This window comes from Granulicatella adiacens ATCC 49175, assembly GCF_025150565.1.
GTDB lineage: Bacteria > Bacillota > Bacilli > Lactobacillales > Aerococcaceae > Granulicatella > Granulicatella adiacens.
In genome coordinates, this window is the sequence record NZ_CP102283.1 from 1,655,364 (window position 1) to 1,676,877 (window position 21,514).

Consider the following 21,514-nt stretch of genomic DNA (forward strand, 5'->3'; position numbering starts at 1 on the left):
AGCCCACGAACAAATCGTAGACTGTTTTGAGTACCATAAAAAAAATTTTATTTTTTTAAAATTGAATATAAACATTATATGAGCAAATTTCTCTTAAATAATGAACTAAATCAATGACATTGTCCTGTAAATTAGCAAGTGGAACTTTTTCTACTGGCTTTCGGCCTTCATTGAAGAACGAAAATTGATATTTCGCGCCCCATTTTGATTTTTGACGAATAACGGATGCACTGACTGCTTTTTCTAAGTCTACTACCCTGAACTCCGTCCCAAAAGAAACCAAAATTCCATCTTTGACAAGTACCCCAAGTTGATCATCAAGATACTCCGCATCATCCAATAAACGTTTCATATCGTTTTGATAGTCAGGGAAAAGCTCATCAAAACGAGCATAGTGTTTTTTTATTTGACGAACGCGAACGATTTGCCACACCAACACAATAACAAAAAACACGATGACCACCATTAACATCACGATGTCGAAAAATCTATTTGCATTATTCGTAATGGTTAAATAATGAGTTTTATCCAATTTATCGAGAGTCACCTGCACCGAAAGTGGGCTCAGTTTTAATTTTTCTTCAAATCTTTCCTTCATTTCTTGCGTAATATTTGTTTTGACGCTAGATCTCCCTTTTTTCTCTTTCTCATTAACTACACGTATATTCAAGTAGAAGTCTGATGTGGCGAGCGCGTTCGTTTTATCCGGAAGCGCCTGTTTAAACTCTAGAATTTGTTTGATTTCGGAAGTATCTGTTTTTAAGAACGATACTCCATAATTATGTTTCACTAAATAATATGTTTCATCGTCTATCTCTAGCGGACTTGGGTCAATATCTAACACTTTAATCGAACTAGACGATGAATCTTTTTCCATTTCATAAATGATTCCATGTTCGTATAATTCACGTCCACTCATAAAGCCAAACGAAACTACAATCCCCACCATTGCCACTATTAATCCTAACAGGACCGTGAGTATCCACATTCCCCATGTTCGTCTTAAAATTCCTTTATGCATCCCGACCCCTCTTACTTTCTATTGAAATTTTTAACTTATCTTCTTCGAACCGCATATCCACTACTATTAAAACGATATCGATATTTTGGTTCTTTCTTTTTCATTCAAATATTCCACTAATTGGCGAACATCTTCTAGACGATTCTTTAATTGAATGGTTACTTTCTTATTCCCGCTAAATCTAAAATCGATGGCATAGGCAACACTGCTTTTTGCCAATTGGCGACGAACTTCAACATTTCGTACTTCCCGTAGCTTAATCACTCTAAAATCGTTATTATAGCAAACTAATTTGTGATCCTTCACCAGTACTTTTAGGATAGGATCGTGAAAATCTGCATCCATTGGTAAAGCCTTCATATTTAGTGCGTATCTCAGAAACTCTTTATCGAACATCTCGTAATGTTCCTTCAAAGACCGTACTCGTTTATATGCACCGTAAAAGTATGCCAAAGCTATTAAAATGACAAAAAGCGAAACCGCCGTCTCCAATAAACGATTTGTAGTGGATGTAAGAGTTAAATAATGAAGGAAGTCCAGCGGTACAGAGTCTTCTGTCGGTAAGAGAGTCCCCTTCTGATATTGTCTTGTAAAGGCTTCTATCAATACTGCCGGTATATGGACGGTAGTACTCCCTCTACGACCTTTCGTCACTGCTGGTGTTACACGAACATTTAAATAAATATTCTTATCTCTTAAAGGCTCCCATCCCTTCAAATTCTCTTTTTTCAAATCCAATAACTGCTGAATGTCATTGGCCTGCGCTTGAAGAGGTGTAACCCCTTTTTCATGCTTTACTAAATAATATTCGTTTCCATCGTAAGTGACGGCCTCTAAGTCTATATCCAACACACGAATCGCAACGGACGTTCCCGCATGATTCAAATGATAAATCTCCCCCACCTTATAGAGCGCCTCTCCTCCCATGTATCCTTTAACGGTTCCAAACAGAAAGAAAATTCCTATCATTGCTAAAAAAAGAGCCGTCCCCCAGAGAGAGAGCGTTCGTCTCACATATCCTTTATGCACTACTAACTCCACTTCCTTATGCTTGTTCCTATACAGAATGAATGATGATTATCTTTATGGATAGGAAACAAATGATTCAAAAATAAACTGTCCAGCCCATTATAAATCAAAAGAAGGTAAAAAACATCTGAAAATATACTCCATCGCTGTAATGAAAGAGGCTGCCCTCTAAGATAATCCCCCCGAGATGCAGCCTTCGAATCGTTCTATTCAGTTGTAGCGTTGTTTTGTTTGGAATCTTCCTCATTCCCAATCACTTTATCTAAGTACTGTTTTTTTATCGTTAAAGCTTTACTGATTGCAAATGCAGAAGCGATTAACAGAATGAAGGTTAACCAAATCCATGTGGTAAATTCAGCAGGGAAGCTAGCCCCAGCAAAAACAAGATAGATTGCCAATGCGACTACAAAAATATAAATGACCTGCCAGCGACCAAAAGACTTCACTTCTTTATAATATCTGTCTTTTTCATCTTCAGTCAGTTCGATCTTTTGACTTTTAGTCGTATTTTCATCTAAGAGCAGGTAATCTGTCGTTACTTGAAAGATAGTACTTAACTCAATAATCTTCTCGATTTCTGGAACAGCTTGACCGGATTCCCATTTAGAAATGCTTTGACGGGAAACTTTAATTTGTTCCGCTAGCGTTTCTTGTGACCATCCTTTTTCTTTTCTAAGGTTGTATATTTTTTCAGCGAGTTTCATCATATCATCCTCCTTTATTCTATTCTAATCCTAACAATTTTATCTCAACTTGAAAATACAGCCTCCTAACCTTTTTGTCAACTAGTGGTTGCACCTTCAGTTGCACTTTAAAACAGCAGAAAAATCAAGTAATCATACAGCCAGATAAACCAAAAAAGCTCTAAACACCCAAGCAGTGTTTAAAGCTTTAATCCTTATTTCTCGCGTTGAGATTTAATCTCATCAATTAAGCTTTGTAGTTCAGCTTCTTCGAAATGATATTTCTCACCACAGAAATGACACACCACTTCTGCACCGTGATCTTCGTCAATGAGATGTTGTAAGTCATCTACTCCAATCGACATCAATCCTGCACTGAAACGTTCACGTGTACAGCCGCAATGGAACTTCACAGGCATTTCTTCTAATTCACGAATGTTTTCCGAACCTAATAGTCGATTTAAAATATCGCGCGGTTGTTCTTGTTGGTCAATCAATTTTGAAACCATTGGAATCTCGTTAATACGACGTTCGATTTCTGAAATTGTCGCTTCGCTAGCCCCTGGTAATAATTGAATCATAAAGCCACCTGCTGCACGAACCGTTTCATCTGGATTGACTAGAACCGATACCCCAACAGCTCCATTAATTTGTTCTGAAACTGCTAAGTAATACGTAAAGTCCATTCCGAGTTCCCCGTCCACGATGGGCACTTGACCAGAGAATGGTTCTCTCATATTTAAGTCTTTGATGACGGTAATCGTTCCGTTTGTTCCAACGACCCCACGGACATCTAATTTTCCTTTGTCGTTTAACTCAAGGCTGACATGAGGATTCGTGATATAACCACGCATTTCCCCGCGGCCATTCGCATCCGCCATGATTTTCCCGCCAGGGCCATCCCCATTCACTTGAACCGTGATGCGTTCATCCCCTTTTAAACTGCTTGCTAATAATTGTGTTCCGATGATGGTACGTCCGAGCGCTGCTGTTGCAGAACTCCAAGTGTCGTGTCTGCGTTGGGCTTGGGCGATAGCATCTGTTGCCACCATAGCAACGGCTTTAACCTCATCATTGAATGCTAATACTTTTAATAATGAATCTGCCATTTGTTTCTCCTTTTAAAAGAAAAGAGCTGTGACAACAGCCTCAGCTCTCTTTTTCTTTCTATTATTCGTCTTTGTTTTCACCCTCAAGTTCGCTTGGAGCTTCAGTTACATCTGCAACTTCCACTTCCTCGTCCTCTTCAGGAATCTCTTTACCTTCTGCTTGTTCTGCATCACGTTTTGCTAAGGCTTTTTTTGTTTCTTCAAAACTTGCCGCTTCTGATTCGCTTGGATATTCATCTTCCACGATTGTAGCTGGCATTTCACCTGTTTCAAAAAGTGATTTGATGGTACGTTCATCTAATGTTTCTAATTCTAGAAGTTTTTGAGCAATTAATTCTAATTGTTCTTTATGTTCTTCAAGAATTTGAAGAGCTTTTTCATGAGCTTCTTTCATAATACGACGTACTGCATTGTCGATTTCAAAGGCCACTTGATCTGAGTAAGCTTTTGTTTGACCATAGTCACGTCCGATAAATACTTGATGATTTCCTTCGTATTGAACCGTTCCTAATTCGTCCACCATTCCGTACTCTGTAATCATGCTACGAACGATAGCTGTTGCTTGTTCAAAGTCGTTACTTGCTCCTGTAGTCTTCACGCCAAAGATAAATTCTTCAGCAGCACGACCACCAAGAAGTCCAACTACTTGTTCGAATAATTCTTCTTTTGTCATTAAGAAACGATCTTCTTTTGGAAGCATAATCGCATACCCGCCAGCGCGTCCACGAGGGACAATCGTTACTTTATGAACCACACGTGCATCGCTTAAGACCATACCAACAATTGTATGACCTGCCTCGTGGTAAGCCACCATTTCGCGTTCTTTCTTGCTGATAGCACGATCTTTCTTCGCTGGACCAGCAATTACACGATCATGTGCTTCATCCACGTCTAATGCGTCAATGGCGGTTTTATCACGACGAGCGGCTACTAAAGCTGCTTCGTTTAATAAGTTTTCAAGTTCAGCACCAGAGAATCCTGGAGTTTGTTGCGCAATTACTTTTAAGTCCACGTCTTTTGCAAGTTTCTTATTGCGTGCATGTACTTTCAGAATCGCTTCACGGCCTTTTACGTCTGGACGACCTACTAAGATTTGACGGTCAAAACGTCCTGGACGAAGTAAGGCTGGGTCTAATACGTCTGAACGGTTTGTTGCGGCAATCACGATGATTCCCTCTGTTCCTTCGAACCCGTCCATTTCAACTAGTAATTGGTTTAATGTTTGTTCACGTTCGTCGTGTCCGCCACCCATTCCGGCTCCACGTTGACGACCAACGGCATCGATTTCATCGATAAAGATAATTGCTGGAGCATTTTTCTTCGCGTTTTCGAATAAATCACGCACACGACTTGCCCCAACCCCTACGAACATTTCTACGAATTCAGAACCTGAAATCGAGAAGAAAGGTACGTTTGCTTCACCGGCAACGGCTTTTGCAAGAAGGGTTTTCCCTGTTCCTGGAGGGCCCTCAAGAAGTACTCCGGCAGGAATACGAGCACCAAGCGCTGTGAATTTACGTGGGTCTTTTAAGAATTCAACCACTTCTACAAGCTCTTGTTTTTCTTCTTCGGCACCGGCTACATCAGAGAAGCGCACTTTTACGTTTTGTTTCTTCTGATTGGTTGCACGGCTCTTACCAAAGTTCATCGGATTGTTACGTCCGCCTTGGCCACCTTGACTCATAAACATGCTATAAAGCAAGAATCCTAAAATCCCCATTGGAATAACCACTTGGATAAGAGCAGCAATCCATACTCCTGTAGAACTTTCTGGTAAAGATTCAACTTTTGTATTTTTTGCTTGAGCGGCTTCATTAATTTCTTTTACAGTAGAGTCATTTGGCAATACTGTTGTTTTAAATTGTGTACTCTTTGTAGAACGATTATCAAAAATCGATAATCCATTTTGATTTTTAGCTTCCTCTGTAGTTTGTTCCTTAGGGTCTGTATATTCCCCAGTAATCGTATAAACAGAGTTTGAATATTGCATTTTTAATTCTTTAATTTCGCCTTTTTTCAAACTTTGCATAAATTCTGTATAAGAAATATCTGCTACAGGGCCTTTCGAATTACCATTGAACATTCCTACAAAAATGACAATCGCACCGAAAATAAGCATATATAGTAAACTTGATCTAAAAATTGATCGGTTATTATTTGTATTCATTGGACCTCCTCATCTTCTTAAAAAAGAAGAACGATAGTATTCTTAACTACCGCTCCATCATAACATATTTGACTTTTATTGACGAATAGTTTAACTCATTCTTAATTTTCGTAAAATTCTGGTTTCAATACGCCGATACAAGGGAGATTACGATAAAATTGTTTGAAGTCCAATCCATAACCTACAACAAATTTATTTGGAACTTCAATTCCAACATAATCTGCTTCGATGGCTTCTTCACGACGTTCTGGTTTATCTAATAAAGTGACTACTTTTACACTTGCTGCTTGACGGTGTTTTAATAATTCAACTACGTGTTTTAAAGTACGTCCAGTATCGATAATATCTTCTACGATAATCACATGGCGATCTTTAACGCTTTGACCTAAGTCTTTTAAAATACGAACCTCACCACTTGATTCAAATTCATTTCCATAACTAGATACATCCATGAAATCAATTTCTAAGTTACAGTCCATCGCACGAACTAAATCTGCCATAAAGAAAATAGCACCCTTAAGAATACAAATGACTAACGGATCTTTCCCACGGTAATCTTCCGCTAAAGTAGCACCTAATTTCTTGATTGTTTCTTGTAATTGTTCTTCTGATACTAAAATTTCTGACATATCATTTTTTAACATGTGTGCACCTCGTTTTGTTTTCGTAAGATAGAATCATTTTACCAGTTTCCTCCTCAAAGGACAACGGATGAGCATAGCGATAACCTAAAATTGCACGAATTTTTTTTCCTGCATCCTCCACAACCCAAATTTGTTTTCGTTCTTCAAGCGGAATCTTTGAATTGATAAACCATCTGGAAATTTTTTGATGTTTCGTTCCTTCTGCATTCAGTGCAATTTTATCTCCAGCTTTTGCATGACGAATGGTTAGTGGAAAATCCTCTTTATTCACTGGAAAAGCAAATTCTGAAGACGTCTTTCCTGTTGTGAGCAAAATTTGTTCATCTTCATTTGGACGAATTAATGTATCTTCTGGCTTGGAGAGTACGTATTCAATATTTGGAACGACTCTAGGTCTTCCTTTTTCAAATAAACATTCTTCATAACGTTTCTTAAACTTCCATCCATTTGACAAATCTAGAGTGAGCTGCGCTTTATTCGAACCTATCTTTTCCAAAATTTGTTCCATCTGGACAACTGAAATCGTTGTATCCATTTGGATGAGAACTTGTTGCAAGAGTAATCGTTGCATTTCTACAGGTTCCTTTAGGAATGCTTCGCGGTGGAATAAAACTCTTTTCTTTCCTTTTTGGAATAACAGCTCCTGTTTTTCCTCTAAAATTGGCATTAAGCAGGCCACGGCATCCGCAATCATCTGCGCACTCTTTTGGAAGTGACTTCCGGCATTTGGATTTTCCTCCTTTAGAAAAGGAACCACATGATGACGATATCTATTTCTAGTATAATTGTCCGATTCATTCGATTCATCTTCTAAATAAGGAACTTGATGTGTTTCGGCTTCTTGGTATAACTCTTTTTTATTCAGTGATAGGAAGGGGCGTAAAATCGTCATCCCTTTCACCTGACGAATTTCCTTCATCCCGGACAATCCTTCCAATGTACTTCCTCTAGACCACTTCATTAAAATGGTTTCGAGTTGATCATCTTGGTGATGTGCTACTACTAAATAATGGGCTTGATGTTTCTTCAATACTTCCTCAAAGAATTCATAACGAAAATTTCTTAAGATACTTTCTGAAGCTTTTTCTTCCTTCGTTTCCTTAAAATTTTTTATTTCAAATGGAATTTGACGCGATTTACAAAAACGACGGACTAATTGTTCTTCATCCATCGATTGTGCTCGAAGTCCATAGTTCACATGTGCAACCACAATATGGTCTTTCGCATGGTCTTCGAACAAGAGAGCCATCGCATTCAACAAGACCATCGAATCGACTCCGCCCGATACAGCGAGAACATATTTTTGATGAGTATACTCAGGTACTCTTTTTCTAAATAAGCTGGCAAATTGATGTTGCATAGGTCTCTCCTTTCTGTCAAAAAAATCTCCTCTAGCATGTACTAGAAGAGATTAGGATAGTCATTATGAACGGCGACCGCCACGGCCTCCACGTTTCCCTTCAGTGTTACGTTTCAATGAAGTTAAACGATCTTCAGAGTCTTTCAAGAAGGAACTCATTAATGAATCAAAATCAGTTGCCTTTGATTGCGAAGGAGATTTCTTTTCATATGGAGCAGCTGATTTCCCAGCAAAGCGATTTTTCTTGAAATCTTGTGAATCTTGATTACGTGGTGTGAAAGTTTTTTTGTTTTTAGATTTATCTTCAGAATCTTCCTTTGGTTTATCAACGGCACGACGAATCGATAAACTAATTTTGCCGTCGTCAGCAATTGTCATGACTTTCACTTTAACTTCGTCTCCAACCTTCAAAACTTCTTTGATATCTTGGATAAACGAATCTGAAACCTCACTGATGTGAACAAGACCTGTTTTACGATCTCCTAAATCGACAAAAACTCCAAAATTTGTAATTCCAGTAACTTTACCTGGGATTACGTTTCCTACTTCGATTGACATATAAAAAGCGTTCCTCCTTCATTTTTATCCTTTTTATACACGCTCACGTATAAAAAGGGTTCGTTGCCTTATCGGTTTTGTGTGGTTACTTTAACAACCGTTTCCCCTTGTTCCACTTCTTCTTTGACTTGTTGCGCTTTGTTTTCAGCAGTGTCGTTAGGCGTACTAAAAATAATTTCACCATTTTTGCTTAAATAGTATTCACTACGCGCTAACTTCGCAATGTATTCATCGCTTTGAAGAAGTTCAACTTGCTGTGTTAAAGATTCTTTTTGTTTTTCAGCGAATTCTTTTTCAGCTTTTGCCTTTTCGATCTTTTGATCTAATTGATTCGCCTGTTGTAATTGATTCCCAATACCGACAATCATCACTCCGGATATGGCAATTAATGCAATCACAATCAGTTTGGTTACTAGTGAATGACTTTTCCAAACTGGCGAAGAAGTTTTTTGTTTTCTTTTTTGGTTGATAGAAACGATATTCGAATTTGTGGATTGATTTTGTTGCTTCACCTTAATTGTCTCCTTTTTAACTTATACACAATGAGTATAACAAGAATGAGCCTTATCGTCTATGATAACACTAAGAATTTTTTTATTTTTTTATGATTATCCCTGTTTTTTAAGGATGGACTTTCCTTCTAAAATTTCTTAAAAACGATTTCTTTAAAAATAAATACCGCAGATAAGCTCTCTGCGGCATCAAAAAAATTAATTCACATCTTCAGTCCGTAATTTAACACGCTTTATTACGACTTGATTTTCCGTTTCACGAATGTAATTTTTCAAGTTTTCAATGACAATCTCTTCATCATTTTGAATACGAATTACTAGTTCATACTTCTCATCGTCTAATTCTCTAGCTTCAACTTGTATGGATTGATAATCCCCAAAATGACAATAATTATAAATAGATTGTACAATTGTTGGATTTGGAATTTCACAGTAAATATTTACCTGACGGCTTTTCCCTTGTAATAAAGGCTCATACGCAAGTTTTTGCACGATGACGATAACGGCTGAGCATAATGCCCCAAAGAACCAGAATCCCCCACCAATTGCAAGTCCAATCCCTGAAGTTGCCCAAATTCCAGAGGCTGTAGTCAAACCACTTACGCGTTTATCACGCATGAAGATGATTCCCCCTCCAATAAAGCTGATCCCGCTGACCACTTGAGCAGCTACACGAGCCGTATCATAGTTTGGAGTATCTAAAAAAGCTTCTTTTGAAATAATCATCATCAAACAAGAAGTTAACGCCACAATCATGTGCGTTTTCACACCCGCTTGTTTATTTCTAGAGGTACGCTCATAACCAATCGCTAATCCACATGCGCATGATATAAAAATAGCCAAAAAATGACGTAATTCCATCCATCCATTGAATGGTTGCAATATATTTATGGCATGTAAATCCATGGTTTCTCCTCCTTTAGTCCTTTTTAAAAAGTACTATTCATCATACCCCTTTCTGCAATGGAAGTCAACAGAAAACGCATACATTTTTAGATAAAAACTAAGCTCCCTCAAATGAGAGAACCTAGTTTTAGATTCATTTTATAAATTTGTGTTTTCTTCTTTAATGAATTTTTCTTCTAAAATCGTAAACATTTCTTTAGCGTCTTCTTTTCTTGTTGAATCCATCAACGCTTCCACTTGTACTAAGACATGTTTGTTCCCGAATTGAATCGCGATTTTGTCGCCAACTTTTACGTCCGTTGAAGATTTCGCCACTTTATCATTAATAAACACACGTCCTTTATCGGCTACTTCTTTGGCCACTGTACGACGTTTAATTAATCGGGATACTTTTAAAAACTTATCGAGTCTCATCATTTTCCTCTTTTCTACTAAATTTTCTAAGCAAGGTTTTTCCTTTAGGGATTAGCACCCATTCGCGTTTTGTAAATAAATTCCATTTCATCGTTCCAGCTAAGAAGAGTGCTACTCCGACGAAGGCATAGAACAATGAAAATACAAAAGCCATCGTTCTAGAATCTTGAAGTCCTGCAAAGTGCCACGTACCGTAGGATAATATCGACACGATAACAGTCATTCCTATCGCAATTCCAGTAAGAAGCTGTATGAAATTTCCTTCATGCAACACACTTATAAAAATGTCTTTTGCAAAAGCCATCATCACGCCCATCATGACACATAATCCGAGCGCCGTCGCAAGGCTGGCACCAAGTGTTCCAAACATCGCTACGAATAAGTAATTCGTACCAGCTTTCACTACGAGTCCTGCTACGAGTGCCAGAAGCGTCTTTGGATATTGATGCTGGCTTTGGAAAATGCCGTGCAGCGACATAATGACTGACGCAAAGAAAATACTTGTGATATAAACAAGCAGCACTGCCTGTCCATTCGCATCTCCAAAGAGTGCAGTATTTAACCACGGCAAGATGGCAATCATCCCCATCGTAGCAACGAGTGAGAAAGTCATCGTCATTCGAAGAAGAGACGCAGATAATCTCTTAAACTCTAAGTCGTGGCCTTTCTTGAAGGCACGCGATAACATCGGCATATAGCTCGACGAAAATCCTACTCCAACTACCATTCCTAATTGAACAAGCGGTTGTCCACGGTCGTAAATTCCTTTCAGGTCTTTCGCCACTTCCGGAATCATTCCTTGGTCCGTTAAGACATTGTACACAGAGAATGAATCCACCAATTGGAACAAGACTAAAATCGAACTAAGGAGACAGATGGTTCCTCCTTCAAAGGCAAAGCGTTTAAAGAGATGCCCAAAAGTTGGAACTTCCATTTCTACTGGTGAAATCGTCAAGGCGTCGAGCGGATCTTTCGTTTCCTGATATGCATAATAAAGCATCACAAGTATTGCAAACACTGCCGCAATCGTCGCACTCGACATCGCCCATGTCCCCATCGTGTAATAGTCTGAAATGGTGCTACCAAACAGACTCGCCACAAAGAGAATCACCGCGACACGAACGACCTGCTCCACCACTTGTGAGATGGCAGTTGGCATCATCCGAAAACTTCCTTGGAAATACCCTCTTGTGATGACCAAAAATGGCATCAATAGAAACATCCAGGAAACGCTTTGGACGACCGGCAATAGTTCAACGTCACCCATCCAGCGGGCAATCATTCCAGCCCCCAAATGGAGGAAGGCAAAAATCCCCACTCCAATGAGGCTAGAAATCACGAATAGCTGCTTCAATAATTTCTTTAAATGTGTCGACTCCAAGTATTCCGCAACCACATTTGAAACGAATACCGGGAATCCTGTTAATGCAAAGGTCATGCCGATTCCATAAATAGGATACACCTGCTGGTATACATAAAACCCAGTGTTTCCGACCATGTTTTGGAAAGGAACTCGGTATACAGCGCTTAAAATTTTTGCAATAAATGCAGCAATCGAAAGCGCAATTGCCCCTTGCATCATCCCTTTACTGTTGATTTTCTTCATGTTTTTCCTCATCGCGGGCTAGAATTTCCCCGCATGTTTTTACAAACAGTTTAACTTGCTCAAGCCATAAGTCAACAGGCTTTTGCGTGATATTTAATAAAATCTGAAGACTTTCGCCCTTGTTGGCCACTTGTGCTGGTAATTTCACTGGACCAAGCGCCTCAAAGACAGGCACCCCTTGCAAACGAGTTGCAGTTGGCTGGGCAATCGTAATCGTCACCGAATTGTCTTTACGCTTAATCGAAACAGCGTTAATTTCATTCGCGTAATGTTTAATCAATCCAACTTCCGCTAATGCACTAACTTCATCTGGGAAGTCCCCGAAGCGGTCTATAAAGTCATCGAGCAGTTCTTCATAAGCTTCCACGCTATCAATTGAACGAATCCGTTTGTACATCTCGATTTTTTGGCGTTCATCTTGAATATAACTTGCAGGAATATACGCATCAATCTGCAAGTCGATTTCGACGGTTTCTTCGTCCGACTTCACTTCTTTTCCTTGTTTCTTCAACACGGCTTCACTTAATAATTGAGAATATAAATCAAATCCGACCGAATCGATAAATCCATGCTGTTGTTTTCCAAGTAAATTCCCTGCCCCACGAATCGATAAGTCACGCATGGCAATCTTGAATCCAGATCCAAGTTCTGTAAAGTCGCGCATCGCTTGGAGTCGCTTCTCGCTGACTTCGGTTAAGACTTTATCTGGTTGATACATGAGGTATGCATAGGCAATACGATTCGTACGGCCAACACGTCCACGCAATTGATACAATTGAGAAAGTCCCATGTAGTCTGCATTTTCAATAAAGAGCGTGTTTACGTTTGGAATATCGACTCCGGTTTCGATAATCGTCGTTGTTACTAAGACATCGTATTCCCCTTCGATAAATTGGAAGAGAATATTTTCCAGCGTCGTTTCACTCATTTGACCATGAATTACACCGACACGACAACCTGGAACCAAAACTCTCAGTTCATCGGCCTTCTTCTCAATCGTCTCAACTCGATTATATAAATAGAAGACTTGTCCGCCACGAGCCATCTCGCGTTCGATTCCGTCTCGAATCGTCATTGGGTTTTGTTCCATCACAAAGGTTTGGACCGGATATCGGTTTGCTGGTGGCGTTTCGATGACGGATAAATCACGCACCCCAAGCATCGACATATGGAGTGTGCGTGGAATTGGCGTTGCTGTTAGCGTCAATACGTCCACTTGCGATTTCAATTGTTTCAAACGCTCCTTATGTTTCACACCAAAACGTTGTTCTTCATCGACAATGAGGAGTCCTAAATCTAAAAATTGCACATCTTTTGAAAGAAGACGATGTGTCCCAATCACGATATCCACTGATCCTTTTCGAAGCTTTTTAATGGTTTCTTCTTGTTCTTTCTTACTTCGGAATCGACTCAGTAAACCAATCTTAAACGGATAGTCAGAAAATCGTTGAACAAAATTCTCGTAATGTTGCTCGGCGAGAATCGTTGTCGGAACAAGAACAGCTGCTTGCTTCCCATCCATTACGGCTTTGAAGACCGCACGCATCGCTACCTCCGTCTTCCCGTATCCAACGTCGCCTACAAGCAGACGGTCCATCGGTTTGTCCTTTTGCATGTCTTCCTTAATCTCTGCCACACTTCGCAGTTGGTCTTGAGTCTCCGTGTAAGGAAAGGCTTGCTCGAATTCTTGTTGTTCCACAGTATCGCGGCTAAACGCATAGCCTTTTTCGGCGTCGCGTTTTGCGTATAATTCAATCAGTTCATCAGCGATATCTTCAATCTTCGCAGCCACTTTTCGTTTTGTTTTCGCCCATTCCGTACCACCTAATTTATTGAGTTTTGGTACTTTGGCATCAGACGACACGTATTTTTGAACGAGCTTAATTTGAGAAACTGGAACGAATAAATTCCCGCCATCTTGGTAATGAATCGACATGTAGTCTTGGTGAATGCCGCCGATTTCGAGCGTCTCCATCCCTTGATACACACCGACCCCGTGATTCACGTGAACTACATAGTCTCCAACAGCTAACTCGGTGTAGCTCTTCAAGCGTTCCGCATTCGATATTTTTTGATTTCTCGGAGCACGTTTTGTGAGTTTATTAAATAATTCGCGTTCCGTTAAAATAGCAAATTTGTCTTCTGGCAGTTCAAATCCATTGTGCATCTTGCCGACCATGATTTGAAGTTGCCCTTCTAGTACAGTCCCGTTTGAAATCACACTCTTGATATCAAAATCGGCAAAGGTTTGTTCTACTTTTTGTGCACGTTTGGCATCATCGACTAAAACGATGACTGTTGCGCCTTGTTTCTTCCAGCGGTCCGCTTCGACTTTCACCATCGGCATTTGCGAGAAGAACTGTGTCATCGTGCGAGTCGTAATCGGATGAATCGCATCGAGAGATAGTCGTCCGAGTCCTTTTTGGAAAATGGCTAAATACGTTCTCTTAAGAGGACTCTCCTTTAACAATTTTCGTCCATCTTGAACGAGAGACAATCCAGACGCAATCGCACCTGTTTCGATATGGTGCGTCTTCCAATAGCCAGCCTCTTCTTCTAACGATTTACTCTTTTCGATAAAACGAGCGTAATCATCAATAATGAGGTACGCATCTTTAGAAACATAATCTAATAAACTAGTCTTCTCAGGATAAATACATTCCAAGAAGTACGGTAAGTTTGAAGGAATCTCTCCATTTTCTAATTGTGCATCGATAGCTTGTTGAATACTCGACACTTGGTCTCTGCGCTCTGGACTTTGGGAAGACTTCACGTCCTTATCATAGAGCGCGTGAATTTTCGTTTGCGCCTTCCAAACGGCTTCCTTTTGCAGAGGTAAGTCTGTGGCGGGTAAGATTCGCACTTCTTCAATCACATCCATCGAACGTTGTGTCTCCGCATTAAATGCGCGAATCGAATCCACTTCTGTATCAAAGAAATCAAGACGAAGTGGATATTCTTGGTCGAGCGGATAAATATCGACGATACTTCCACGAAGCGCAAATTCACCAGGAGTCGCGACCATATTTTCACGACGATATCCTAATTCCACTAACCGCTCCACAAAAGCATCCATCGATTCAATTTCAGACCCCATCGCAAGTTCAATCGAACTCTTCTTCCATAACGCTGCTGGAACTAAGAGCTTTTGAATTCCTGATAATGGCACAATGACGATTCCCTTTTGTCCGCGGCTTAGAAAATCAAGCGTGCGAATGCGTTGGCTCACCACATCTGGTGACACCACTGAAAAATCCGCGGCAAGCGACTCTTCTACCGGGAAGAGATGAACAATATCCTCATCATACCACTCTGATAATTCCTCATAAGTCTGCGTTGCTTGTAAGAGCGTTGGCGTCACAATCACTAATTGCTTATCTAATTTCTCAAATGCGCACGACTCGGCCAAGTGTTTTACAGAACCACTGAGTCCTAGAACCAATTGACTCTCGTGGAGACTGAGAGTATCGAACCACTCTTTAAATCCTTTCAGTTTACTGATTGTTTGGTGCAATAATTGCATAAATTTCTCCTTTTTCTAACGACAAAAAGAGACCGCGAAAAACTTCGCAGCATCTCTTCTTCTATTTTTTTAATTAAATTGATTCATGGTTTTAACAAAATCATCCGTATCAATCCACGAACGAATCGCATCGACACTCTTTTGCACTGCAAAAATAATGTCCTCTTCTTCCTCTTTTTCAAACCGGTTGAGCACATGTCCTACGACAGTACGTCCCTCTTTAGGACGGCCAACCCCAACCTTAATTCTGTTAAACTCACTTGTCCCGAGGCAGGAAATAATACTCTTCATCCCATTATGGCCACCAGCGCTACCTTTTTGACGAAGACGAATCTTTCCAACCGGCAGATCCATATCATCATAAACGACTAAAAGATCTTCAATCCCTATTTTATAATAATTCATCAATGGTCGAATCGCTTCCCCTGATAAATTCATAAACGTCAAGGGCTTCATGAAGATGACTTTTTCTCCGCCCATTTGGCCCTGTGCAAATACTGCATCGAAAAGTGCTTTATCAAAATCAAATTTTTCTTGATAGGCCACTTCGTCCATTGTCATGAATCCGACATTATGTCTGGTCCCTTTATACTTTGCTCCGGGATTCCCTAGACCAACGACTAATTTCATACTTTCACCTATTCTTTTTTCTTCTATTTTGCTATTATACCATACCCCCACAACTTCCCGTTATTAATTCACTTTTTCACGAAATTGTGTTTTTTATGTATTATTTATCATAATAAAGGCCTTATGAAAATCAATTTTCAGGAAATCGTGCTATACTTATTTATGGATATTCCATTACTAATTTTTTAGGAGGTATGAACATGGAAAAATCTCAAAAACATGGTAATAAAGTAATTTTAGTCGGTGATGGTGCCGTTGGTTCTAGTTACGCTTACGCTCTTGTATTACAGGGGATTGCGGAAGAACTTGGAATCATTGATATCAATTTCGAAAAAACAGAAGGCGATGCGTTAGACTTATCACATGCCTTAGCTTTCAATGCCCCTAAAAAGATTTACGCAGCAACATACGAAGACTGCCACGATGCAGATATTGTATGTATTACTGCTGGAGCAGCCCAAAAACCAGGTGAAACTCGCTTGGATTTAGTCTCTAAAAACTTAAAGATTTTGAAAAACATTGTAGATTCTATTATGGCTAGTGGATTTGATGGAATCTTCCTAATGGCTTCAAACCCTGTGGATATCTTAACTTATGCAACTTGGAAATTCTCTGGACTTCCAAAAGAACGTGTTATCGGTTCCGGTACTTCTTTAGATAGTGCTCGTTTCCGTCAAACGATTGCTGAATTAGTGGGTGTTGACGCTCGTAATGTTCACGGATATATCATGGGTGAACACGGAGATACTGAATTCCCAGTTTGGTCTCATACAAATGTCGGTGGTTTACAAATCTATGAATGGGTTCGTCAAAATCCACATGTAGATGAAGAAAAATTAGTCGAAGTATTCTTCCAAGTGCGTGATGCAGCTTACGAAATTATCGCTAAAAAAGGGGCGACTTACTACGGTATCGGTGCTACTTTAGCACGTATTACAAAAGCCATCTTAAATAATGAACAAGCGATTTTCCCATTATCGGTATATCTTGAAGGTCAATATGGACAAGATGATATTTATATCGGTGCCCCAGCCGTTATTGGTCGTGAAGGGATTCGTCAAATCATCGAAATCCCTCTAGCAGACTCTGAACAAGAGAAAATGAACTTATCTGCAAAAACATTGAAATCCATCTTAAATGATGCTTTTGAAAAACTAGAAGCAGAAAATAACTAATCAAAAAGAAAACTGAGTCGATTTTATCGACTCAGTTTTTTTCATTAAAACATCGTTAAAATGGGCACGATTATAATAGGCATGAAAATAGCGGGCAAGAAATTAAGGACTTTTATCTTTGTAATCCCTAAAAGATTCATCGCTAAGCCAACTAACAGTAAGGACCCCACTGCAGACATAGAAACTGTGACTGTCTCACTTAAATAAGGAGATACAAATTGCGATAATCCTACTAGAATTAATTCATATGCAATCACAGCTACAGATGATAGGCCAACGCCAATCCCTTCAGTTGCAGCAAGAAATATCGAAGTAATGCCATCTAAAATGGATTTAGTTTGAAGTAAACTTGGCTCTCCGGTCAAACCTAATTGAATCGACCCCATTGTAGCCAAGGCTCCTACACAGAAAATCATCACTGCTGCGACAAATCCTTCTCCTAAATTGACATTTGTTTCTTTTCCTTTTGAAGTCTTCTCTTGAAGCCAATCCGCAAATTTACGAACACGCTCCTCCATTTGAACGCCTTCACCTACGAGCGCTCCACAAACGAGCGATAAAATCATAATCATACTACTAGGAATTTGAATGGCTCCTTTAATTCCTACTAAAAATACACAAAGAGCTAAACCTTGCATAATATGTTGGGAAAAACGATCTGCGATAATATTTCTGAGAAATACTCCCACAATCGCCCCTACTGCAATAGCTACTCCATTTATTAAAATAATCACTGAAAAACTCCTTCATTCTAAATCTATGACGCGAAGGAATTTTTCTCCTTAACGCTATTCCACAAAAAGACTTTGTGGATCTTCAAACGGAGATTCTATCTCCTCTGTTTCGTGCTTTCTTTCTAAAAAATATACTTGTTCAATAACAACTTCGGTAACGTAAACTTCTTGATGGTTCTTGTTCGTATAGCGACGGGTATTCAGTCTTCCTTCTACTCCAATCCGGTCTCCTTTTCTGACAAACTTGCCGATCCGTTCTGCAATTTTGCCCCAAGCGACCACTTGAATGAAGTGTGAATGATAAGAATCATCATTGTTTCGATATACATTTTGCACAGCAATTGTATTATTAAACACACTTTTTCCTGAAGGTTGAAGCTGTTGTACTTCCACCTCTTTGACAACACGACCAATTAAAGATACTAAATTCATGGAACCTACCTCCTATAGTTTTTCTATAGTAAGCTACGTTCCCTCCTTTTAATTGGATTTTTCTTCTTTTAGGTTTTGAGCAAATTCCGAGATTTTTCGAAGTCTATGATTCACTCCCGATTTTGAGATTGGACCAGAAGGAAGCATCTCCCCTAATTCTTTCAAACTAATTTCCGGATTTTCTAATCGGATTTTTGCGATTTCGGATAATTTATCCGGTAAGGAATCTAATCCTACCGTATCTTCGATATATTGAATCTCTTCAATTTGACGAGTTGCGGCATTAACTACCTTATTGATATTTGCATTTTCGCAATTCACAAGGCGGTTAGCTGTATTTCTCATATCTCGAATAATACGAATATCTTCAAAATGAAGCATGGCATTCGATGCGTGAATCACCGCTAAAAAGTCCGCAATTTTCTCTGCTTCTTTTAAATAAGTGATATATCCTTTTCGACGCTCAATCGTTCTAGCATTCAATCCAAAAGCATTCATCATCTGGCAAATATCATCATTGTGTTCTTCATAAATAGAGTAGATTTCTAGATGATAACGGCTCGTCTTTGGATCATTAATGGATCCTCCTGCTAGAAAAGCGCCTCGAAGATACGCACGCATTTTTTCTTCATCGTCTCTAATATTTTCTGGAACGCGCATATTGAATAATCCGCTTGATTTGATATTCAAATCTTCTAAAATTTCTTCCGTTCCATGTTTCAGACGTACAATATAAACATTGTTTTTCTTTAGCTTCATTTTGCGTCGAACCAAGAGCTCACTCTCAACTTGATAATACTTTTTCAATAAAATATAAATACGTCTAGCAATGGCTGCATTTTCCGTTTGAATATTTAAGATTAATTGGCGATTTAAAATCCCAACCGCACCATTCATACGAATAAGCGCCGCTAATTCGTATTTGGAATAATCATATTGCACTTCTAGCTGTGTTAACTCTTGTTTTGTTTCTGCAGCAAAAGATAATAAGGACACTCGTTTGTTCCTCCTTTCTCTTTTTGTCATAATGAAGGAGCCAAAAGACAAGCCTTGGCTCCTTTTCCTTAATTATTTTCAGTTTTTGCACTTTGTAAGAGACGGAATAATTCATCAATCACTTTTTCCCCGTCATGGTATACCCCATTTTCACGAAGACGAATAAAGTCTGATGAAATCACGCGACATCCTTGGTCTCTTAACCCTTGGAAGTCATATTTTACCTGATAAAGATATTCTTCATTCTTTTGTTGGCTTAAATATTCTTCCGGTACTTCCTCTGTATTCACAAGAACGGTATCAATAAATTCCGTTCCTAAATGTTCATGTAAGACGCGCACATGATCAGCATCCGTAAATTGCTCGGTCTCCCCTAATTGGGTCATGATGTTACAAATATACACGACTTCTGCATTCGTTTCACAGACTGCTTCACCAATATCACTAATCATGAGGTTTGGCAGAATGCTTGTGTATAGACTACCCGGCCCCAACACGACCATATCTGCTTCCATAATGGCATTAATCACTTCTCTAGCTGCCATAGGAGTGCGACGTTCATCTAATTGGCGATTTTCATCATAACAGTGAACCGAAACTTTTTTAATTTTTTTGCGTAATTTCACTAATTTAGATTCCCCATCTACAATCGTACCATCTTTAAACTCCGCACGAAGTAATAAAGGTTCTTCTGCCGCTGGATAAACATGCCCTTCAACCGCCATCATTCGAGACAGTAAACGAATAGCATCAAAAATATTATTCCCACGCATTTCCGTTAATGCCGCAATAATCAAGTTCCCAATCGCATGTCCAGCAAAGAACTGATCATCCGAATTGAAACGGTATTGGAAGATTTCTTTTTGCAAGGGATTCATTGGCGAAAGAGCAATCATGCAATTTCGAATATCTCCTGGTGGGACAACGTTCATATAGTCCCTGATAACTCCTGAACTTCCACCATCATCAGCAACTGTTACGATTGCAGTGACTTCTGCATCACGCTTGCGGAGATTTCTAAGGAGAACAGGGAGTCCCGTTCCTCCTCCAATTACCGTAATTTTCGGGCCCTTTTTCTTCCTCGGAGGGTTTGGTGTTACCTCAAACATCATGAGCGTCCATTCCCTTCTTTACGACGATCTTTGTCACGATGAGAAATTTTCACATTATAAGAGTCGGATAATAATTCACGGCCAATTCGTTCAGCAAAAGCTACCGAACGGTGTTGTCCACCTGTACATCCAATCGCAATTGTTACGCTTGATTTCCCTTCTTTCTTGTAGCCCGGAATTGAGAAGTCCAGTAAGTCCATCAATTTATGATAGAACGTCTTCGCTTCTGGCTGACTCATTACATAGTCATAAACCGGTTCATCTAATCCAGTCAAAGGACGTAACTCTGGAATATAGTGTGGGTTTGGTAAGAAACGAACATCCATCACTACATCTGCATCAATCGGTAATCCATATTTAAAGCCAAAGGACATCACTTGAATCGTAAACACACCCTCTTGTCCATTAGAGAAAGCTTGCATGATTTCTTCACGTAACTGACGAGGAGATAAATTCGTTGTATCAATGACTTTTTGCGAGCGAGTCTTAATATCTTGTAGTAAGCGACGCTCCGCAATAATTCCATCATAAATACGCCCTTCCCCAGCTAATGGGTGAGTTCTTCTAGTTTCTTTATAACGAGAGACTAATGCATCATCACTCGCTTCTAAAAATAAAATTTTTGTGGTAATAAAGGAAGTATTATCTAGTCCAGCGATTGCAGACATGATTTCATCAAAGAACGCACGAGAACGTAAATCGATTACGAGCGCAATCTTTGTAATTTTTCCTGATTCTTTCACTAATTCCCAAAATTTTGGTAATAAACTTGGCGGCATATTATCGACACAGAAATATCCCATATCTTCAAAACTTTGCATAGCAACGGTTTTTCCTGCACCGCTCATTCCTGTAATGACGACTAATTCTAATTGATCTACTGTCATTGTCATTCTCCTATCT

The 21,514-nt window shown here is 39.4% G+C and carries 20 protein-coding genes; 1 reads left to right on the top strand and 19 read right to left on the bottom strand.

Going from position 1 to position 21,514, the window contains the following annotated elements; all coding sequences use genetic code 11:
* Window positions 1-55 precede the first annotated feature (55 nt).
* The 14 genes from NQ540_RS08165 to pth all read right to left on the bottom strand — a co-directional run bounded on the left by NQ540_RS08165 (window position 56) and on the right by pth (window position 16,162).
* Window positions 56-1,021: a hypothetical protein gene (locus NQ540_RS08165; protein ID WP_005606106.1), complete on the bottom strand. Its 966-nt coding sequence runs from the start codon at window positions 1,019-1,021 to the stop codon at window positions 56-58.
* Window positions 1,022-1,087: 66 nt separating this feature from the next.
* Complete coding sequence (locus NQ540_RS08170) at window positions 1,088-2,062, bottom strand: hypothetical protein (RefSeq protein ID WP_005606107.1); 975 nt, start codon at window positions 2,060-2,062, stop codon at window positions 1,088-1,090.
* Between the two features lie 194 nt (window positions 2,063-2,256).
* On the bottom strand, window positions 2,257-2,754 hold the full coding sequence (locus NQ540_RS08175; RefSeq protein WP_039849019.1) for a helix-turn-helix domain-containing protein: 498 nt from the start codon (window positions 2,752-2,754) through the stop codon (window positions 2,257-2,259).
* A 194-nt stretch (window positions 2,755-2,948) separates the two neighbouring features.
* The gene (gene hslO, locus NQ540_RS08180) at window positions 2,949-3,842 is read right to left on the bottom strand and encodes an Hsp33 family molecular chaperone HslO (RefSeq protein ID WP_005606110.1); all 894 of its coding nucleotides are present in this window, start codon (window positions 3,840-3,842) and stop codon (window positions 2,949-2,951) included.
* Between the two features lie 61 nt (window positions 3,843-3,903).
* Window positions 3,904-6,009 (bottom strand): ATP-dependent zinc metalloprotease FtsH, encoded by a 2,106-nt coding sequence (ftsH, locus tag NQ540_RS08185; RefSeq protein WP_039848938.1) that lies wholly within the window; start codon window positions 6,007-6,009, stop codon window positions 3,904-3,906.
* A 101-nt stretch (window positions 6,010-6,110) separates the two neighbouring features.
* Window positions 6,111-6,653: a hypoxanthine phosphoribosyltransferase gene (hpt, locus tag NQ540_RS08190; RefSeq protein WP_005606114.1), complete on the bottom strand. Its 543-nt coding sequence runs from the start codon at window positions 6,651-6,653 to the stop codon at window positions 6,111-6,113.
* Window positions 6,640-8,013 (bottom strand): tRNA lysidine(34) synthetase TilS, encoded by a 1,374-nt coding sequence (tilS, locus tag NQ540_RS08195; protein WP_005606120.1) that lies wholly within the window; start codon window positions 8,011-8,013, stop codon window positions 6,640-6,642. The genes hpt and tilS overlap by 14 nt, the downstream gene beginning before the upstream one ends.
* A gap of 63 nt (window positions 8,014-8,076) precedes the next feature.
* Window positions 8,077-8,571 (bottom strand): S1 domain-containing RNA-binding protein, encoded by a 495-nt coding sequence (locus NQ540_RS08200; RefSeq protein WP_005606123.1) that lies wholly within the window; start codon window positions 8,569-8,571, stop codon window positions 8,077-8,079.
* A 68-nt stretch (window positions 8,572-8,639) separates the two neighbouring features.
* A complete protein-coding gene (locus tag NQ540_RS08205; RefSeq protein ID WP_005606125.1) occupies window positions 8,640-9,083 on the bottom strand; it encodes an FtsB family cell division protein in 444 nt (147 codons plus the stop codon).
* A gap of 198 nt (window positions 9,084-9,281) precedes the next feature.
* Window positions 9,282-9,989, bottom strand: coding sequence for an MgtC/SapB family protein (locus tag NQ540_RS08210; protein ID WP_005606127.1), 708 nt, complete (start codon window positions 9,987-9,989; stop codon window positions 9,282-9,284).
* Window positions 9,990-10,127: 138 nt separating this feature from the next.
* On the bottom strand, window positions 10,128-10,403 hold the full coding sequence (locus NQ540_RS08215) for an RNA-binding S4 domain-containing protein (protein WP_039848940.1): 276 nt from the start codon (window positions 10,401-10,403) through the stop codon (window positions 10,128-10,130).
* Entirely contained in the window at window positions 10,390-12,009 is a 1,620-nt protein-coding gene (locus tag NQ540_RS08220) for a putative polysaccharide biosynthesis protein (protein WP_039848941.1), read from the bottom strand. The genes NQ540_RS08215 and NQ540_RS08220 overlap by 14 nt, the downstream gene beginning before the upstream one ends.
* Window positions 11,990-15,532 (bottom strand): transcription-repair coupling factor, encoded by a 3,543-nt coding sequence (gene mfd / locus NQ540_RS08225; protein WP_005606133.1) that lies wholly within the window; start codon window positions 15,530-15,532, stop codon window positions 11,990-11,992. The genes NQ540_RS08220 and mfd overlap by 20 nt, the downstream gene beginning before the upstream one ends.
* Before the next feature lie 69 nt (window positions 15,533-15,601).
* A complete protein-coding gene (gene pth, locus NQ540_RS08230; RefSeq protein ID WP_039848942.1) occupies window positions 15,602-16,162 on the bottom strand; it encodes an aminoacyl-tRNA hydrolase in 561 nt (186 codons plus the stop codon).
* Window positions 16,163-16,362: 200 nt separating this feature from the next.
* Here pth and NQ540_RS08235 point away from each other — a divergent pair, with 200 nt between their 5' ends.
* Window positions 16,363-17,337 (top strand): L-lactate dehydrogenase, encoded by a 975-nt coding sequence (locus tag NQ540_RS08235; protein ID WP_005606138.1) that lies wholly within the window; start codon window positions 16,363-16,365, stop codon window positions 17,335-17,337.
* Between the two features lie 44 nt (window positions 17,338-17,381).
* On the opposite strand, the gene NQ540_RS08240 is transcribed toward NQ540_RS08235, so the two are convergent.
* Genes NQ540_RS08240 through rapZ form a run of 5 tightly spaced genes read right to left on the bottom strand, consistent with a single transcriptional unit; the run spans window position 17,382 to window position 21,504 of the window.
* Window positions 17,382-18,071 (bottom strand): DUF554 domain-containing protein, encoded by a 690-nt coding sequence (locus tag NQ540_RS08240; protein ID WP_005606141.1) that lies wholly within the window; start codon window positions 18,069-18,071, stop codon window positions 17,382-17,384.
* A gap of 54 nt (window positions 18,072-18,125) precedes the next feature.
* Window positions 18,126-18,503, bottom strand: a complete 378-nt coding sequence (locus NQ540_RS08245; protein WP_005606144.1) for a single-stranded DNA-binding protein — start codon at window positions 18,501-18,503, stop codon at window positions 18,126-18,128.
* 48 nt (window positions 18,504-18,551) lie between these two features.
* A complete protein-coding gene (whiA, locus tag NQ540_RS08250; protein WP_005606146.1) occupies window positions 18,552-19,529 on the bottom strand; it encodes a DNA-binding protein WhiA in 978 nt (325 codons plus the stop codon).
* 38 nt (window positions 19,530-19,567) lie between these two features.
* A complete protein-coding gene (locus NQ540_RS08255) occupies window positions 19,568-20,611 on the bottom strand; it encodes a gluconeogenesis factor YvcK family protein (RefSeq protein ID WP_005606148.1) in 1,044 nt (347 codons plus the stop codon).
* Window positions 20,608-21,504 (bottom strand): RNase adapter RapZ, encoded by an 897-nt coding sequence (gene rapZ / locus NQ540_RS08260; protein ID WP_005606151.1) that lies wholly within the window; start codon window positions 21,502-21,504, stop codon window positions 20,608-20,610. Before rapZ ends, NQ540_RS08255 begins: the two co-directional genes overlap by 4 nt.
* Window positions 21,505-21,514 lie beyond the last annotated feature (10 nt).

What these genes read in the sequence shown, in the direction of transcription:
- hslO (WP_005606110.1), bottom strand. Translation starts at nt 3,842, where the DNA reads ATGGCAGATTCATTATTAAAAGTATTAGCATTCAATGATGAGGTTAAA.
- NQ540_RS08215 (WP_039848940.1), bottom strand. Translation starts at nt 10,403, where the DNA reads ATGAGACTCGATAAGTTTTTAAAAGTATCCCGATTAATTAAACGTCGT.
- NQ540_RS08255 (WP_005606148.1), bottom strand. Translation starts at nt 20,611, where the DNA reads ATGATGTTTGAGGTAACACCAAACCCTCCGAGGAAGAAAAAGGGCCCG.
- NQ540_RS08175 (WP_039849019.1), bottom strand. Translation starts at nt 2,754, where the DNA reads ATGAAACTCGCTGAAAAAATATACAACCTTAGAAAAGAAAAAGGATGG.
- hpt (WP_005606114.1), bottom strand. Translation starts at nt 6,653, where the DNA reads ATGTTAAAAAATGATATGTCAGAAATTTTAGTATCAGAAGAACAATTA.
- whiA (WP_005606146.1), bottom strand. Translation starts at nt 19,529, where the DNA reads ATGACAAAAAGAGAAAGGAGGAACAAACGAGTGTCCTTATTATCTTTT.
- NQ540_RS08235 (WP_005606138.1), top strand. Translation starts at nt 16,363, where the DNA reads ATGGAAAAATCTCAAAAACATGGTAATAAAGTAATTTTAGTCGGTGAT.
- ftsH (WP_039848938.1), bottom strand. Translation starts at nt 6,009, where the DNA reads ATGAATACAAATAATAACCGATCAATTTTTAGATCAAGTTTACTATAT.
- mfd (WP_005606133.1), bottom strand. Translation starts at nt 15,532, where the DNA reads ATGCAATTATTGCACCAAACAATCAGTAAACTGAAAGGATTTAAAGAG.
- NQ540_RS08200 (WP_005606123.1), bottom strand. Translation starts at nt 8,571, where the DNA reads ATGTCAATCGAAGTAGGAAACGTAATCCCAGGTAAAGTTACTGGAATT.
- tilS (WP_005606120.1), bottom strand. Translation starts at nt 8,013, where the DNA reads ATGCAACATCAATTTGCCAGCTTATTTAGAAAAAGAGTACCTGAGTAT.
- pth (WP_039848942.1), bottom strand. Translation starts at nt 16,162, where the DNA reads ATGAAATTAGTCGTTGGTCTAGGGAATCCCGGAGCAAAGTATAAAGGG.
- NQ540_RS08245 (WP_005606144.1), bottom strand. Translation starts at nt 18,503, where the DNA reads ATGAATTTAGTATCTTTAATTGGTCGTGTTGTCAAAGAGGTGGAAGTA.
- NQ540_RS08210 (WP_005606127.1), bottom strand. Translation starts at nt 9,989, where the DNA reads ATGGATTTACATGCCATAAATATATTGCAACCATTCAATGGATGGATG.
- NQ540_RS08165 (WP_005606106.1), bottom strand. Translation starts at nt 1,021, where the DNA reads ATGCATAAAGGAATTTTAAGACGAACATGGGGAATGTGGATACTCACG.
- rapZ (WP_005606151.1), bottom strand. Translation starts at nt 21,504, where the DNA reads ATGACAATGACAGTAGATCAATTAGAATTAGTCGTCATTACAGGAATG.
- NQ540_RS08220 (WP_039848941.1), bottom strand. Translation starts at nt 12,009, where the DNA reads ATGAAGAAAATCAACAGTAAAGGGATGATGCAAGGGGCAATTGCGCTT.